The 14,645-nt window shown below is 70.7% G+C and carries 17 protein-coding genes and 1 tRNA gene; 10 read left to right on the forward strand and 8 right to left on the reverse strand.

What is annotated here, in order from left to right:
- Nucleotides 1-70: 70 nt before the first annotated feature.
- Nucleotides 71-337: a glutaredoxin family protein gene (locus ABCS02_RS33960; protein WP_345840142.1), complete on the forward strand. Its 267-nt coding sequence runs from the start codon at nt 71-73 to the stop codon at nt 335-337.
- Nucleotides 334-633, forward strand: a complete 300-nt coding sequence (locus tag ABCS02_RS33965) for a Dabb family protein (protein WP_345840143.1) — start codon at nt 334-336, stop codon at nt 631-633. The genes ABCS02_RS33960 and ABCS02_RS33965 overlap by 4 nt, the downstream gene beginning before the upstream one ends.
- Nucleotides 634-692: 59 nt before the next feature.
- Here the strand turns inward: ABCS02_RS33965 and ABCS02_RS33970 are convergent, their stop codons facing one another.
- From ABCS02_RS33970 to ABCS02_RS33980, 3 genes are all read right to left on the reverse strand, one after another.
- Entirely contained in the window at nt 693-1,394 is a 702-nt protein-coding gene (locus ABCS02_RS33970; RefSeq protein ID WP_345840144.1) for a GntR family transcriptional regulator, read from the reverse strand.
- Nucleotides 1,394-2,068 (reverse strand): GntR family transcriptional regulator, encoded by a 675-nt coding sequence (locus ABCS02_RS33975; protein ID WP_345840145.1) that lies wholly within the window; start codon nt 2,066-2,068, stop codon nt 1,394-1,396. Before ABCS02_RS33975 ends, ABCS02_RS33970 begins: the two co-directional genes overlap by 1 nt.
- 131 nt (nt 2,069-2,199) lie before the next feature.
- Nucleotides 2,200-2,523, reverse strand: coding sequence for an SHOCT domain-containing protein (locus ABCS02_RS33980; protein WP_345840158.1), 324 nt, complete (start codon nt 2,521-2,523; stop codon nt 2,200-2,202).
- Nucleotides 2,524-2,692: 169 nt separating this feature from the next.
- On the opposite strand from ABCS02_RS33980, the gene ABCS02_RS33985 reads away from it, so the two are divergent.
- Both ABCS02_RS33985 and ABCS02_RS33990 read left to right on the forward strand, forming a co-directional pair.
- Nucleotides 2,693-4,615, forward strand: coding sequence for a hypothetical protein (locus ABCS02_RS33985; RefSeq protein ID WP_345840146.1), 1,923 nt, complete (start codon nt 2,693-2,695; stop codon nt 4,613-4,615).
- Between the two features lie 64 nt (nt 4,616-4,679).
- The gene (locus tag ABCS02_RS33990; RefSeq protein ID WP_345840147.1) at nt 4,680-5,534 is read left to right on the forward strand and encodes a PPK2 family polyphosphate kinase; all 855 of its coding nucleotides are present in this window, start codon (nt 4,680-4,682) and stop codon (nt 5,532-5,534) included.
- Between the two features lie 3 nt (nt 5,535-5,537).
- Here the strand turns inward: ABCS02_RS33990 and ABCS02_RS33995 are convergent, their stop codons facing one another.
- Nucleotides 5,538-6,842, reverse strand: coding sequence for an isochorismate synthase (locus ABCS02_RS33995; RefSeq protein WP_345840148.1), 1,305 nt, complete (start codon nt 6,840-6,842; stop codon nt 5,538-5,540).
- 124 nt (nt 6,843-6,966) lie between these two features.
- Between ABCS02_RS33995 and ABCS02_RS34000 the strand changes: the two genes are divergently transcribed.
- The 4 genes from ABCS02_RS34000 to ABCS02_RS34015 are packed head-to-tail and all read left to right on the forward strand — an operon-like array spanning nt 6,967 to nt 11,426.
- On the forward strand, nt 6,967-7,803 hold the full coding sequence (locus ABCS02_RS34000; protein ID WP_345840149.1) for a demethylmenaquinone methyltransferase: 837 nt from the start codon (nt 6,967-6,969) through the stop codon (nt 7,801-7,803).
- Nucleotides 7,804-7,824: 21 nt separating this feature from the next.
- On the forward strand, nt 7,825-8,883 hold the full coding sequence (locus ABCS02_RS34005; protein WP_345840159.1) for a polyprenyl synthetase family protein: 1,059 nt from the start codon (nt 7,825-7,827) through the stop codon (nt 8,881-8,883).
- A gap of 18 nt (nt 8,884-8,901) precedes the next feature.
- Entirely contained in the window at nt 8,902-10,284 is a 1,383-nt protein-coding gene (locus ABCS02_RS34010) for an FAD-dependent oxidoreductase (protein ID WP_345840150.1), read from the forward strand.
- 59 nt (nt 10,285-10,343) lie between these two features.
- The gene (locus ABCS02_RS34015; protein WP_345840151.1) at nt 10,344-11,426 is read left to right on the forward strand and encodes an alpha/beta hydrolase; all 1,083 of its coding nucleotides are present in this window, start codon (nt 10,344-10,346) and stop codon (nt 11,424-11,426) included.
- Here ABCS02_RS34015 and ABCS02_RS34020 read toward each other — a convergent pair.
- Nucleotides 11,332-11,820, reverse strand: coding sequence for a YajQ family cyclic di-GMP-binding protein (locus tag ABCS02_RS34020; RefSeq protein ID WP_345840152.1), 489 nt, complete (start codon nt 11,818-11,820; stop codon nt 11,332-11,334). The genes ABCS02_RS34015 and ABCS02_RS34020 overlap by 95 nt on opposite strands.
- A 91-nt stretch (nt 11,821-11,911) precedes the next feature.
- Entirely contained in the window at nt 11,912-12,055 is a 144-nt protein-coding gene (locus ABCS02_RS34025) for a hypothetical protein (RefSeq protein WP_345840153.1), read from the reverse strand.
- A 146-nt stretch (nt 12,056-12,201) separates the two neighbouring features.
- Here ABCS02_RS34025 and ABCS02_RS34030 point away from each other — a divergent pair, with 146 nt between their 5' ends.
- Nucleotides 12,202-12,525 carry a helix-turn-helix transcriptional regulator gene (locus tag ABCS02_RS34030; RefSeq protein ID WP_345840154.1) on the forward strand — a complete coding sequence of 108 codons (324 nt, stop codon included), beginning with the start codon at nt 12,202-12,204 and terminating at the stop codon, nt 12,523-12,525.
- A gap of 16 nt (nt 12,526-12,541) precedes the next feature.
- Here ABCS02_RS34030 and ABCS02_RS34035 read toward each other — a convergent pair whose 3' ends face one another.
- Nucleotides 12,542-13,162 carry an ATP-dependent Clp protease proteolytic subunit gene (locus ABCS02_RS34035; protein ID WP_345840160.1) on the reverse strand — a complete coding sequence of 207 codons (621 nt, stop codon included), beginning with the start codon at nt 13,160-13,162 and terminating at the stop codon, nt 12,542-12,544.
- 96 nt (nt 13,163-13,258) lie between these two features.
- Between ABCS02_RS34035 and ABCS02_RS34040 the strand changes: the two genes are divergently transcribed.
- Nucleotides 13,259-13,340: transfer RNA gene (locus tag ABCS02_RS34040), tRNA-Tyr, on the forward strand.
- Between the two features lie 52 nt (nt 13,341-13,392).
- Here ABCS02_RS34040 and ABCS02_RS34045 read toward each other — a convergent pair.
- Nucleotides 13,393-14,571, reverse strand: coding sequence for an IS481 family transposase (locus ABCS02_RS34045; RefSeq protein WP_345839547.1), 1,179 nt, complete (start codon nt 14,569-14,571; stop codon nt 13,393-13,395).
- Between the last annotated feature and the right edge of the window lie 74 nt (nt 14,572-14,645).

Below are 14,645 nucleotides of genomic sequence, written 5' to 3' on the forward strand. Positions count from 1 at the left end.
CGTGAGGGTCGGCGCTTTCTGCATGCCCAAGGGCGCAGCCTGCATGCGCCCGCGGGTTAGGCTGGATCACGTGTCCACCGTCACCATCACGCTCATCGGCAAGCCGGGCTGTCACCTCTGCGACGACGCACGGGAGGCGATCCGCTCCGTGATCGGCGACCTCCCCGCCGGCGCCCCCGAGGTGCGCGTGGAGGAGCTCAGCATCCTCGACGACGCCGAGCTGCACGAGCGCTACGTGGAGGACATCCCGGTCGTGCTCGTGGACGGCCGGCAGCACACCTACTGGCGCGTCGACCAGGCGCGCCTGCGCACCGCCCTGCTGGAGGAGGCCCGTTGACCCTGCGTCACGTCGTCATGTGGAAGCTCGCGTCGACCGTGGAGGCGGAGCGCGCCGACCAGGCCGCCCGCATCAAGGCGGGGCTGGAGTCCCTGCCCGCCGTCGTCCCGGAGATCCTGCGCTTCGAGGTGGGGATCAACTCCCTGCCGGTGAACGAGTTCGACGTCGTGCTCGTCAGCGACTTCGAGGACGAGGCCGCTCTCCAGCGCTACGTCGTGCACCCGGAGCACGAGAAGGTCGCGTCGTACATCCGGTCGGTGGTCTCCGGCCGCGCGGCCGTCGACGCGGAGTACTGACCCCTCACGCACGCGTGCCCGGCGCCTGAGACAGGCGCCGGGCACGTCACGGGTGTCGCTCAGACGACGGGGCTCTCCTCGATGTCCTCGTCGCTGCGGCGGTAGTCCGAGAGGAACTGCGCGAGCGTCGGCGCGTACAGCGCGCGCACCAGGTCGCCGGCCTTCTCGCCGTCGTGCGCCTTGGCGGCGTCGTGGATTTCGGTGACGCGCGCGGGCAGCTCGTCGGTGTCGAACGGGCGCTTCCACACGGCGACGTAGCGCAGCACCTGCGGGCTCAGACCCTCGCTGATCGCGAGCAGCACGTCGTTGCCGCTGTTGCGCTCGAACTCCAGGAAGAAGTCGTTCACCGCGCGGCCGAGGGCCGGGAGGTTGCTCGACTTGGCGGCCTTGCGGATCTCCTTGAGCGCCTTGTCCTGACGGCCGAGCGCCGCGCTGTCGAGGCCGGGGACCGAGGTCCGGGCCGCGTACTCGTGCAGGAGGCCGGTCGTGTAGATCGCCTCGTCGATGGCGCGGAGGTCGATGGGCGCGACGCGCGTGTAGCGGTTCGGCGCCATCTCGACCAGGCCGATGTCGGCGAGCTTCATCAGCGCCTCGCGGATCGGCGTGCGGGAGACGCCGAGCCAGGCGGTGAGCTTCTCGTCCAGCAGGGTCTCGCCCGGCTCCAGCGTGCCGTCGAGGATGCCCTCGTAGAGGCGGTTGTAGACGACGTCGCGCAGGAGCTGGCGCTCGACGGGGGCGGAGTCTTTGACGGGGAGCGGCATCAGCGGGTCTCCTTTGCGAACTCGTCCACCACGGTGACGAGGCCCTTGTTCCAGAACTCGGACACGCCCTTGGCGGCCTTGGCGCCGTTGCCGGCGATGGCCGCGTCGACGGCGGACGCGAGGTGCGGCGCGCCCTTCGTGTACGCCTTCGACGACGGCGCCGCGATCAGCGCGCGGCGCACCTCGGGGAGGTGGCGCGTGAACAGCTTCGCGAGCGTGCGGTTGTCGAGGCGGCGGAGGAAGACGTTGACGAAGCCGTCGGTGAGCACGCGGTCCTTGACGAGCTGCGCCATGTCGTCGCCGTCGCCCAGCTGCTCCTTGCAGGCGCGGAGGGCATCCTTGTCGTCGTCGGTGAGGAGCGGCGTCGCGTCGCGCACGATGCCGACGAGGAGGCTGCCCACGGTGTCGATGAGCGCGCGGAGGCGCACAGGGTCGATCGGCGTGACGCGGGTGCGCTTCTGGGGCATGATCTCCACGAGCCCCATGGCCGCGAGCTGGTTCAGGGCCTCGCGGACGGGGGTGCGGGAGACCCCGACCCACTTCTCGATCTCAGCGTCGTAGAGCTGCTCTCCTGGCGTGAGGTCCCCGTCGACGATTGCGTCGAGTAGACGGACGAAAACTTCGTCCCGGATGAGCCGTCGGGGACTGACGGCCTCTGCGATGGGTACAGGCATACATGAATATTACATCCACCTGCGTCGGATGCAAGGCCATCGCGTGATGAAGTCAGGCGTGTCGTATCGCAGGATAGCCTGCCGGGCTCACAAAGCGGCTGAGTTCCGCTCAAAATCGCCCCGGGATGCGCTCAGAAACGGTTGCCGAGCGCCTTCGCCTTGAGCGCGTCGAACTCGTTCTGACTGATCACGCCCTTGTCCAGGAGCGCCTTCGCCTGCTCGATGTCGGCGGCCGGCGTCGCCGACGGCGTGGGGTGCGTGTAGTAGTCGGTGTCCTCCGGGACGGTCCTGCGGTCCCGGGCGTTGCGCTCCGCCATGCCGCGACCGCGCGCGATCAGGTACACAAGCGCGGTGAGGAAGGGCACGAAGATCAGGAAGATCACCCACACGGCCTTCCACCAGCCGTTGAGCTTCTCGTCGCGGAACAGGTCGACCAGGATCGTGAACAGCACCATCAGGTAGGCGACGAAGGCGAACGCCCAGAAGATCAGCCAGATGAAGTTCCAGAAACCGTTCACGACGGGCTCCTCTCGATCGGTGTGCACACCGTAGCCGCGCCGTGGCTCACCTGGCTAGACGGCAGTGCTCGGCCGTCGCGACGGTGGGCGCGGTTAGGCTGACCGCATGCTCAGCCAGCTGCCCCCTCGCGTGTGGCGGGGGAGGACGCCCGGCGGCTGGGCGGCCCTCGTGATCGGCCTGATCGTCGGCGTCCCCGTCGCGCTCGCGGCGGGGCTGGCGCTGCTGGCGCTCGGCGCCGTCGCGGTCGTCGTCGGAGCCGCGGTCGCCCTGCTCGCGCTCGCCGCCGAGTGGAGCTGGTTCGCCGTGCAGCGCGCGTCGCGCGTGATGTATCCGTTCCCCGTGCCCGCGCCGCGCCGCCGCCGCGCCCGGCGCACGGCGCTGAGCGCGCTCTACCTCACGGCCGCGCCCCGGCTGACCGGCGGGCTGGCCAGGCTCGCAGGCTGGGTGCTCGCGCCGGTCGCCCTCCTGATCGGGCTGGTCGGTATCGTCCTGCCGCGCTGGCGCGCCCGGCCCTACCTCGCCGTCTTCACCCTCCCGGCGCTGCTGCGCAAGACGGTCGCCCTCGGCCGGAGGCGCGGACTGCTGCGCGACGGGCACGACGCGGTGCTGCTCGGCTACGACGACCTCCTGGAGCGCCGGTTCCCGCTCCTGCACGACTTCCTGACCTGGTGGGGCGACCCGGGGCGCGGCGACGACTACACGCCGACGCCCGGCCTCCCCGACGTGCCGGCCGGGCTGCTCGGCCTGGAGCTCGGCCCGTCGCCGGACCCGCTCGGCCAGCCAGGGCTCGCCGCCGGGGCGATGCGGCGCCGGTCCGTGCACACGCTCCGCGACCTGCTGCTCAGCCAGCGCGAGATCGACGACCTCTGCGACCCCGACCTGGACGAGCGCATCGACACCGGCGTCATCCGGCTGGTCGAGCGCGAGCACGAGGGCGTCCGGCACTGGATCGTGCAGTTCCCGAGCACGAAGTCCTGGAGTCCGCGGCCCGGCATCGCGCCGAACGACCTGACGGCGGACCTCGTCATCGGCGGCGAGCACGAGGCGACCATTACGCGGGCGGCGCTGGAGGCGATGCGGGAGGCCGGCATCCGCCCGGGCGAGCCCGTCGTGCTGGCGGGGTTCAGCCTCGGCGGGATGGTCGCCTCGCAGGTCGCGGTGCGGGCGCACGCCGCCGGGTTCGCCGTGACGCACCTGGTCGTCGCCGGAACGCCGCTGGGGCGCCTGCCCATCCCGGCCGGCATCCGCACCCTCGCGATCGAGCACGTGCTCGACCTCGTCCCGCGCATCGACGGCCGGGAGAACCCGGTGCGCCTCGACCTCGACGGCGCGCGGGTGCTGGTCACCGTCAAGGCCGGCCCGGCGCTCGCGCCCGGCTTCCGGCTCGGCGCGCTGCACCAGGCGATCGCGTACGCCGACACCGCCGGCGCGATCGAGACCGATCCGCCGGGCGACGCCGTGGCCGTGCTCCTGGGCGAGCTGCGGCCGTTCTTCGGCCCCGGTCAGCGCGTCCACGACCGCTCGGCGCTGCGGGCGGGGAGCCTGACGGCGCAGCCCGCCGTCCCGCTGTACCTGCACAGCACGGTGGACGAGGGCATCACGCGCGGCGCGCTCCGGCAGTCGCTGCGCCGGCTGGCGGGCGTCTACGCGGTGGACGTTTACCAGTCGCGCGGCGGCCTCGCGACGACGATCCTGTGGAGCGCGGACGTGCTGGTCCGCGCGCTCGGACCCTGGCTCGCCCCGACCCGGCGCGCGGCGATCTACCGCGGCCTGCTGTCGCTGCTCGGCCGGAGGCGCGCGGTCGGCATCCACCTGCGGCTGCAGGCCCGCGAGACACCGGGACTGACGTGGGAGGCCACGCTCCAGCGGATGCCGGACGGGCGCTGGCGGGAGACCATCGACGTCATCGTGGACGATCGCGCCCGGCCGGAGGACGTGTCCCGGCTGTTCCCGGACGGAGTGAGGACGCGGGTGGTCCTGCACCGGCCGGATGCGTTCGAGCCGGTGCTCGACGCGGCAGGAGTCTGATCGCGTCGTACGATCGGCGGGACGGTCCACCGAGGAAGGTGCGATCCAGGGGCGAGGAGGGGACATGGGACGCGAGACGTTTTGGGCCGAGGACCCGGACCCGCTGCTGCGCGTCGGCGAGGGCTTCCTGCTCGCCGGAAGCGACACCGCGGCGACGCCGGGCTTCGACGGACGCAAGAAGGACGGCGCGGCGGCGCTCGCCGAGGGCGCCGCGATCCTCGCGGACCTCCAGGAGCGCCTGTTCGCGGCGGGGACGCTCGGCGACCGGCGCAGCGTGCTGCTCGTCCTGCAGGCGATGGACACGGCGGGCAAGGGCGGCATCGTGACCCACGTCGTCGGGCAGATGAACCTCGGCGGCGTGCGGTACGCGGGCTTCAAGAAGCCGACGCACGTGGAACTCGCCCACGATTTCCTCTGGCGGATCTGGAGCCATGTGCCGGCGGCGGGCGAGGTCGGCGTCTTCGACCGCTCGCACTACGAGGACGTCCTCATCGGCAAGGTCCGCAAGCTCGCTCCGGAGGAGGAGATCGAGCGCCGCTACAGCGCGATCAACGACTTCGAGCTGGAGCTGGCGGAGTCGGGGACGACGTTGATCAAGGTGATGCTGAACCTGGGCAAGGACGAGCAGAAGAAGCGCCTGGGCGACCGGTTGAAGCGCGTCGACAAGCAGTGGAAGTACACCACCGGCGACGTGGACGAGCGGCTGCTCTGGGACAGCTACCAGGACGCGTACCAGGTGGTGTTCGACCGCACGTCGACGGCGTACGCGCCCTGGTACGTCGTGCCGGCCGACCGCAAGTGGTACGCGCGGCTCGCGGTCCAGCACCTACTCATCCACGCCCTGGAGGACCTGGAGCTGGAGTGGCCGGCGCCGGACTACGACGTGCAGGTCGAGAAGGCGCGGCTGGCGGCGAGCTAGCGTTCAGCCGAAGGCTTCGACGATAGGGCGGAACTTCATGGTCGTCTCCGCGTACTCCCTGGCGGGGTCGGAGTCGGCCACGATGCCCGCGCCCGCATAGGCGGTGAGGTCGCCGGTCTCGTCGAGCTGCGCGCAGCGCAGGGCGATCGCCCACTCGCCGTCGCCGTCGCCGCCGACCCAGCCGACCGGTCCGGCGTACCGTCCACGGTCGAACGGCTCCAGCTCGCGGATCAGCGCCAGTGCCTCTGGTGTCGGCGTGCCGGCGACGGCGGCCGTCGGGTGGAGGGCGTCCGCGAGGTCGAGCGAGCTCGACCCGTCGCTGAGGGTGCCGGCGATGTCGGTCGCGAGGTGCCAGAGGTTCGGCAGCTTGAGCGTGAACGGCTCGTCGCTCGCTCCGAGGTCCGCGCTGTGCGGGCGGAGCGCGTCCAGCACGCTGGAGACGGCGAAGCGGTGCTCGTCCTGGTCTTTCGGTGAACCCGCGAGGGCGAGCGCCGACGCGCGGTCGCTCTCGGCGTCGCGGCCGCGGGACATCGTGCCGGCGAGCACGCGCGCGGTCACCGTGCCGTGGTGCACGCGCACCAGCGTCTCGGGGGAGGACCCCACCAGACCGTCGACGGCGAACGTCCAGCAGTCGGGGTAGCCGAGGGCCAGCTCCACCAGCGCGCGCCGCACGTCCGATTCGAGCGGCAGGTGCGCCGACAGCTCCCGGGCCAGCACCACCTTGGAGAGGTCGTGCTCGCGGATGCGCTCCACCGCGGTCGCGACGGCGGACTCGTAGCCGCCCTCGTCCAGTCCGGCGGGGAGGAGGCTGAGCCGGTACTCGTCGCCGAACGCGATCGGCCGCGGGAGGTCCCGGGCGGTGCCGCGCTGCGTCCGCGGGTCGGCTGCGTTCGCCGCCGCGGGGGAGTCGTCCACCGGCGTGATCCGCGTGATCCAGCTGCGGCCGCCACGGCGACCGAGGACGACCTGCGGCACGATCAGGACGCTCGTGGCCGTGCTCTCGTCGTCGAACGCGAAGGTCCCGAACGCGACCAGGCCGGTGCCCGGCGTGCGCACAGCGTCCGTCACGGTCGCGGCCTGGACGGTCGCCCGCCACGCGTCCGACGCCTGCCGGATGCGGTCCGGGCCGCGGAACTCCAGCCGCAGCGCCTCCCCGATGCCGGCGATCCCCTCGCCTTTGCGGATCCACACGAGGGGCCGGCGGGAGTCGAGGAAGGGAACGAGATGCCGGACGTCGTCGAGGGGGGTGGTCTCGACCGACAGGGCGGTCACGCCCGTAGCCCGGCGGGTGGTCGAGGGTGCGGTCACCGGACCAGCCTACGCCCGGGCCGCTGGGCGCCGGTTGCGCGGCCGCTGGGCGTTGGCCCGGTGCCGGAGGCGCTGTGCGACGCCCCGAAATGCACGGCATGTCGGCGCAGCCTAAGCTGGGGGGGTGAGTAAGGCCGACCTCAGCAAGCAGCCCTCCCAGGTCGCCGCCATGTTCGATGAGGTGTCGACCCACTACGACCGGACCAACACCGTCCTCTCGATGGGCAACGCGACGCTGTGGCGGCTGGCGACGACGCGAGCCGTCGGGCCGCGCGCCGGCGAGACGATCCTGGACGTCGCGGCCGGGACCGGCACCTCCAGCGCGTCCCTGGCGCGCAACGGGGCCAGCGTGGTCGCGGCCGATTTCTCCGAGGGCATGATCGAGGTCGGCCGGCGCAGGCAGGCCGGCAACCCGTTCGTCCGGTTCGTGCAGGCGGACGCCACGAAGCTCCCGTTCGACGACGACACGTTCGACGCGGTCACCATCTCGTTCGGTCTGCGCAACATTGTCGACCCGCGGGCGGCGCTCGCCGAGTTCTACCGGGTGACCAAGCCGGGCGGCCGGGTCGTGGTGTGCGAGTTCTCCCAGCCTCCGGTGGCGGCGATCCGTGCGGGCTACGGCGCTTACCTGCGCTACGGGATGCCCGTGCTGGCCCGCGTGGCGAGCTCGAACCCGGCGGCGTACGAGTACCTGATGGAGTCCATCGAGGCGTGGCCGAACCAGCCGGCGCTGGCGGCGTGGATGCGCGAGGCCGGCTTCGAGCGCGTGGCCTGGCGCAACCTGACCGCGGGGATCGTCGCGCTGCATCGCGGGTGGAAGCCGGTGGAGGTGGCGAAGCCGGCGGCCAAGAAGCCGGCGGCCACGAAGCCTGCCGCGACGAAGTCTGCCGCGACGAAGCCCGCAGCGACGAAGCCCGCAGCGAAGAAGCCCACGTCCGCCGTCCCATCCGAGGGGGAGTAAGTGGCACGCAGCGTTCCGGCCGTGCGGCGCCCCGCGTCGCTCAGCAGCCAGCTCGGCCTGACCGAGCGGATCTTCGTCCGCGGCGAGGACCGGCAGGTCGCCAACGCCGTCGACGACGGCCTGGCACAGGTCGAGGAGGCGCTGCACCGCGAGATGCGGTTCGCCGACAACCTCGCCGACGTCACCACCCGGTACCTCCTGGAGGCCGGAGGCAAGCGCGTCCGCCCGATGCTCACCCTCCTCACGGCGCAGCTCGGCGACGGCAACACCCCGCGGGTCCTGCAGGCCGCGCAGGCCGTCGAGATCACCCACCTCGCCTCCCTGTACCACGACGACGTCATGGACGACTCGCAGATGCGGCGCGGTGTGCCCACGGCGCAGTTCGTCTGGGGCAACTCCGTCGCGGTCCTCACCGGCGACCTCCTGTTCGCCCGGGCCAGCAAGCTCGTCTCCGCGCTGGGCGAGCGCGCCATCCAGCTCCAGGCCGACACGTTCGAGCGGCTGTGCCTCGGCCAGCTCCACGAGACCATCGGCCCGCAGGACGGCGAGGACCCGATCGCCCACTACGTCCGGGTGCTGCAGGACAAGACCGGCTCCCTCATCGCCGTGGCCGCCCAGATGGGCGTGGCGTTCTCGAACGCCGACACCGCGTACGAGCAGCCCGTCGTGACCTTCGGCGAGAAGATCGGGGTCGCGTTCCAGCTCATCGACGACGTCATCGACCTCTCGTCCGTCGGCGTGGCCGAGACGGGCAAGACCCCGGGCAACGACCTCCGCGCCGGCGTCGCGACGCTCCCCGTGCTGAAGCTCCGGGAGCGCGCGGACGCCGACCCCGAGGCGCGCGCCCTGCTCGAACGGCTCGAGCGCGACGTCATGGGCACGGCCGAGGAGGGCGAGATCACTCCGGAGGCCACCGCGGCCATCGCCGCGCTCCGGGAGCACCCCGTCACGGCGGAGACCCTCGAGGAGGCGCACCGCTGGGCCCGGGAGGCCGTGGAGGCGCTCGATCCGCTGCCCGACGGCCCCGTGAAGAAGGCGCTCGTGCGGTTCGCCGACACGATCGTCGAACGTTCGAGCTGAGCACGAAGGAATCAACGCATGACCAAACTGCGACTGGCGATCGTCGGCGCCGGCCCGGCCGGGATCTACGCCGCTGACATCCTGCTCAAGGCGGAGCGCGGCTTCGACGTCTCGATCGACCTGTTCGAGGCCCTCCCGGCGCCGTACGGGCTGGTGCGCTACGGCGTCGCCCCCGACCACCCGCGCATCAAGGGCATCATCACGGCGCTGCGCGAGGTGCTCGACCGCGGCGACATCCGCATCTTCGGCAACGTCACCTACGGCGTCGACATCACGCTCGACGACCTCAAGAACCACTACAACGCGGTGATCTTCGCCACCGGCGCGGTGCACGACTCCGCCCTCGACATCCCGGGCATCGACCTCGGCGGCTCGTACGGCGCGGCCGACTTCGTGAGCTGGTTCGACGGCCACCCCGACGTGCCGCGCACCTGGCCGCTGGAGGCGAAGTCCGTCGCGGTGATCGGCAACGGCAACGTGGCGCTCGACGTCTCCCGCATCCTGGCGAAGCACGCCGAGGACCTGCTGCCGACGGAGATCCCCGACAACGTCTACGACATCCTGAAGGAGTCGCCGGTCACCGACGTGCACGTCTTCGGCCGCCGCGGCCCGGCGCAGGTGAAGTTCACGCCGCTGGAGCTGCGCGAGCTCGGCGAGCTGCGCGACGTCGACATGATCGTCTACGACGAGGACTTCGAGTACGACGAGCACTCCAAGGACGCCATCGCGAGCAACAAGCAGGTGATGGTCATCGACCGCGTGCTGCAGCAGTGGCGGCAGCGCGAGGTGGGCGCGGCCTCCCGGCGCCTGCACCTGCACTTCTACGCCAAGCCGCTGGAGGTGCTCGCCGACGAGGACGGCAACGTGCGCGCGATCCGGTACGAGCGCACCGAGTCGGACGGCGCGGGCGGCGTGCGCGGCACCGGCGAGATCCGGGAGCTGGAGATCCAGGCGATCTACCGCGCGGTCGGCTACTTCGGTTCGCCGCTTCCCGGCATCCCGTTCGACAAGAAGCACGGCGTCATCCCGAACCACGAGGGCCAGGTGCTGCGCAACCGCGACAACGAGCGGATGTACGGCGTGTATGCGACGGGGTGGATCAAGCGGGGCCCGGTGGGCCTCATCGGTCACACGAAGTCGGATGCGATGGAGACGATCAAGCATGTGATCAACGATCAGGGCAACTGGTGGTCTCCCGCAGACCCCTCCGAGGAATCTGTGGAGAACCTGCTTCGCGAGCGAGGTGTGGAGTACACGAATCTGAACGGCTGGCACAACCTCGACGCGCACGAGCAGGCGCTCGGCGCGGAGCGCGGTCGCGCCCGGATCAAGGTCGTCCCGCGCGAGGACATGCTGCGCGCGTCCAACGGCGCGGCGGTGGAGGCGACGGCGGCGGAGTAGGCCGGCGTCGCGGCGGACGCCTCTCGCGTCCCGGCCCTCCCATCTGGCACGCTGGAGGCATGGTCGGCCCAGTGGAGTGGCGCCCCGACGTCCTCGGCGCCGGGTTCCAGCAGGCGACGCTCCCGCTCGGCCACGACGCCGAGGGCGAGGTCGTCGCGACGCTCGTGCGCTACGAGCCGTGGCCGCACCTGGCCGACCTCCGGCCCGGCCGTCCGGCCGACGAGACCGACGTGCTGTACGTGCACGGCTGGTCGGACTACTTCTTCCAGACCGGGCTCGCGCGCTTCTGGCACGACCAGGGGGCGCGGTTCTTCGCGCTGGACCTGCGCAAGTACGGCCGCAGCCTCCGCCCCGGCCAGACTCCCGGGTTCATCGACTCGCTCGACACGTACGACGCCGACATCGAGGCGGCGCTGAGTGCGATGGGCCACGCGGAGGGCGAGCGCCCGCACCGCCGGCTGATCCTGCTCGGCCACTCGACGGGAGGCCTCACGCTGAGCCTGTGGGCGGACCGGCATCCCGGCCGGGCGTCGGCGCTCATCCTCAACAGCCCGTGGCTGGAGTTCCAGGCGCACTCGGCCGGGCGCGCGATGCTCGCGCCGCTCATGGACCTCCAGTCGCGGCTGGAGCCGAAGGCCGCCATGCCGAACGTCGACCTCGGCTTCTATACGCGGTCGGTGTCGCGGACGCTGGACGGCGAGTGGGACTACGACCTGACCTGGCGTCCCGTGCGCGGGTTCGCGGTGCATCCCGCGTGGCTCACCGCCATCCTCGCCGGGCACACGCGGGTCGCGGCCGGTCTCGCGATCGACGTCCCGGTGCTCACGCTGCTGTCGGCCCGCTCGACGCTGCTGCCGTATTGGACGACGGACATGCTGAGCTCGGACGTCGTGCTGCTGGTGCAGGACATCGCCGTGCGGTCGTTGCGGCTCGCGCCGACCGTGACGGTCGCGCGCATCGACGGCGCGCTGCACGACGTGTTCCTGTCGCAGGAGCAGGCGCGCGTGGCGGCCTACGGGCAGGTCGCCCGCTGGCTGCGGGGGGCGCTCAGCGGAAGTTCACGAACTGCAGGGCCACGTCCAGGTCGGCGCCCTTCAAGAGGGCCATTGTCGCCTGGAGGTCGTCCCGGCTCTTTGAGCTGACGCGGAGCTCGTCGCCCTGGATCTGCGACTTGACGCTCTTGGGCGCCTCGTCGCGGATCAGCTTGTTGATCTTCTTGGCGGCGTCCTGCTCGATGCCGTTCTTGAGCCCGACCTCGATGCGGAACTCCTTGCCCGACGCGTACGGCTTGCCGGTGTCGAGCGACTTGAGGGTGATGCCGCGCTTGATGAACTTGGACTCGACGACTTCGAGGACCGCCTTGACGCGCTCCTCGGTGTTGGCCTTGAGCAGGATCTGCTCGCCGCTCCACTCGACCGATGCGCCCACGTTCTTGAAGTCGTAGCGCTGCTCGACCTCCTTGCGGGCCTGGTTGACGGCGTTGTCCGCCTCCATCTTGTCGACCTTGCTGACGACGTCGAACGAGGAGTCTGCCACTGTACTGTTCCTTCCCGCGCAGGTGTCCGGCGATCGGAGCGGGCCGGACGGCATCCAGTCTACGGGCGACGCGCGGCGCGCGTCCTGCCGGTCAGGCCGTCTGCTGGAGCTCGGCGTAGTAGGTGACGTGGCAGCCGTCACCGTTGCACTCGACGCAGACGGCGATCTCCTCGGAGTGCTGACGGGGGTCGGCGCCCGTCCCGTCGCATCGTTCGCAAATCTCCAACGTTCTCATGCCCCCGATTGTGCGCGCGGCCACCGACATCGGCGGCAGGCGCCGGGGAGTGTCGCGAAGTCGCGCGGGGCGGTTCGGATTCTGCTGTGGGCGGAATCCGAAAATCGGATCGGCGCGGACGCGGGCGTCCGGCTTAGGCTTCAGGCATGTTGATGCGGCACGCGATCGGCTCCGTGCTCCGCCGGCTGCGGACCGAGCGGGGCGCGACGCTGCGCGAGCTCTCGGAGACCTCGCGCATCAGCATCCCGTACCTGTCGGAGATCGAGCGCGGCCGCAAGGAGGCGTCGTCGGAGATCCTCGCGGCGCTGTGCCGGGTGCTCGACGTGACGGAGGGGGAGCTGCTGTCGGAGGTCGTGTCGGAGTTCGCGCGCGTCGAGGTGCTGAGCCTGGTGCCTGAGCGGGTTCAGGCGGAGACGGTGGCGGAGCACGCGGTGTCCGACGTCGCGCGGCCTGTGCTGCTGGCTGCCTGAGCTTCCGGACACGCTTTCAGCCGGCGAGCGCTCGCGTCGAGCCGATGACCTCGTCCACGAAGCCGTAGTCCCTGGCCTCGTCGGCGGTGAACCAGCGGTCGCGGTCGCCGTCCTCGATGATCTGCTCGACGGTCTTGCCGGTCTGCTCGCTGGTCAGCTCCGCCATCCTGCGCTTGAAGTGCAGGATCTGCTTCGCCTGGGTCTGGATGTCGGCACTCGTGCCGCCGAAGCCTCCGTGCGGCTGGTGCATCACGATGGACGAGTTCGGGAGCGCATAGCGTTTGCCTGGCGCGCCGGACGACAGCAGGAACTGCCCCATCGAGGCCGCGAACCCCAACGCGACGGTCGCGACGTCGGCGCGCACGAAGTTCATCGTGTCGTAGACGGCGAACCCCGCGGTGATGGAGCCGCCCGGCGAGTTGATGTAGAGGAAGATGTCGCGATCGGAGGCGATGGAGTCGAGCAGCAGGAGCTGCGCGCAGACCTCGCCGGCCGACTCGTCGTTCACCTCGGTGCCGAGGAACACGATGCGCTCCTCCAGCAGCCGCTGCACGGGGGAGATGGTCTCAGGAGTGGTCATGGCGCAATCCTGCGACCGGGGGTCGCCGTTTGTCGCGTGGTTCTGCTGGGTGCGAATTCGCGGGAGGCAGATGTGCGGTCGTGGGTGCGGTCCGGCCGATTTCGTGAGACGGCGCGCGCCGAGTATCCTTACATGGCGCCTTTGCGGCGCACTGGCGAGTTACCCAAGCGGCCAAAGGGATCTGACTGTAAATCAGCCGGCGTAGCCTTCGGGGGTTCGAATCCCTCACTCGCCACGTATGTGATGAGTCGGGACATGTGTTCCAGATGAGTCGCGACATTGGTTACTCAGAGAGAGCCCGGCCATCGGCCGGGCTCCTTCTGTTGGTTGCGCCAGTAGCTGCGGGTGGGGTCGATGGTGTGGGTGGAGAGCACCTCGCCGGTGTGTAGGGCGATGACGGTGATGGTGGCGTCGTCGGCGAGGGCGAGGACGCGGGTGCCGCGGTGGTCGGCGCCGATGCCGAGGTGGTGCATGCGGCCGGCGCGGCGGAGGCTGATTTTGCCGTGCTGGTCGACGTGGTCGTAGCGGATCCGGTAGTGGCCAGGGGTGCGGGGTTCAGCGGGGAGGGCCTTCGGGGTTGCCCGGTAGGCCTGCCCGGGTGTTGATCGGTTCAGGGCGCGGTGGGGGCGTTGCTCGTTGTAGTGGTCGCGAAAGGTTTCGAGCTGGGCTTGCATCTCGGCGAGGTCGTGGGCGGCGGGGCGGGCTGCGAGCCACCGTTTCTGCGTTTGGTGGAAGCGTTCGATCTTGCCCTGGGTTTGCGGGTGGCCTGGTGAGCCGTTCTTCTGGGTGACGCCCAGGAGCGGGAGCAGGTATTCGAAGGCGTTGCGGCCGCCGCCGAAGCGGGCGGTATAAACGCGTCCGTTGTCGGTCAGGGTGGAGGCCGGGACGCCGTAGTTCTCGGTTGTGTTCAAGAAGATGGCGACGACATCGTCTCCGGTGACCGGGCGGTGGGCGGTGCAGGCCAGCAGGTAGCGGGAGTGGTCGTCCAGCCAGTTCAGGATCTCGATATCGGTGCCGTCGGCCAGGCGCCAGTGGGTGAAGTCGGACTGCCAGGTCTCGTTTGGTTGCGCGGCTTGGAAGCGGATATAGGAGGAGCGTGGTCGTTTGCGCGGCTCGGGCACCACGAGCCCGGCCTCGTGGAGGATGCGCCGGATGGTCGAGGTGGATGGTGCGGGTAGGCCCTCGTGCTCGAGGTGCCATGCGATGGTGGCCGGGCCGGCATCCAACCCGTTCCCGATCAGCTCTTGCCGCAGCTGCACGACCCGCTCCCTGACTTCGGGGGCGGTCTGCTGCGGGCTGGTATGTGGTGCCCGAGAGCGCGGCTCGACCGCGTCCAAGCCGCCCTGGCGATAACGGGCAAGGAGTCGATGTAGATGCTGGCGGCTCATCCCATACTCAGCCGACGCCGCGGCGACGGTGAGCTGCTTGGAAACGACCTTCAAAACGGCGACCCGGTTCTTCGACACGAGAGCGACTGTCGCCTATGACGCGACTCATGTGTCACCTATCAACTGTCGCCTATGTCGTGAACCCAGACACC

The sequence above is a fragment of the Microbacterium sp. X-17 genome (assembly GCF_039615055.1).

What these genes read in the sequence shown, in the direction of transcription:
- ABCS02_RS33990 (WP_345840147.1), top strand. Translation starts at nt 4,680, where the DNA reads ATGGGACGCGAGACGTTTTGGGCCGAGGACCCGGACCCGCTGCTGCGC.
- ABCS02_RS34025 (WP_345840153.1), bottom strand. Translation starts at nt 12,055, where the DNA reads ATGAGAACGTTGGAGATTTGCGAACGATGCGACGGGACGGGCGCCGAC.
- ABCS02_RS34015 (WP_345840151.1), top strand. Translation starts at nt 10,344, where the DNA reads ATGGTCGGCCCAGTGGAGTGGCGCCCCGACGTCCTCGGCGCCGGGTTC.
- ABCS02_RS34030 (WP_345840154.1), top strand. Translation starts at nt 12,202, where the DNA reads ATGTTGATGCGGCACGCGATCGGCTCCGTGCTCCGCCGGCTGCGGACC.
- ABCS02_RS33985 (WP_345840146.1), top strand. Translation starts at nt 2,693, where the DNA reads ATGCTCAGCCAGCTGCCCCCTCGCGTGTGGCGGGGGAGGACGCCCGGC.
- ABCS02_RS33970 (WP_345840144.1), bottom strand. Translation starts at nt 1,394, where the DNA reads ATGCCGCTCCCCGTCAAAGACTCCGCCCCCGTCGAGCGCCAGCTCCTG.
- ABCS02_RS34010 (WP_345840150.1), top strand. Translation starts at nt 8,902, where the DNA reads ATGACCAAACTGCGACTGGCGATCGTCGGCGCCGGCCCGGCCGGGATC.
- ABCS02_RS33980 (WP_345840158.1), bottom strand. Translation starts at nt 2,523, where the DNA reads ATGGTGCTGTTCACGATCCTGGTCGACCTGTTCCGCGACGAGAAGCTC.
- ABCS02_RS33975 (WP_345840145.1), bottom strand. Translation starts at nt 2,068, where the DNA reads ATGCCTGTACCCATCGCAGAGGCCGTCAGTCCCCGACGGCTCATCCGG.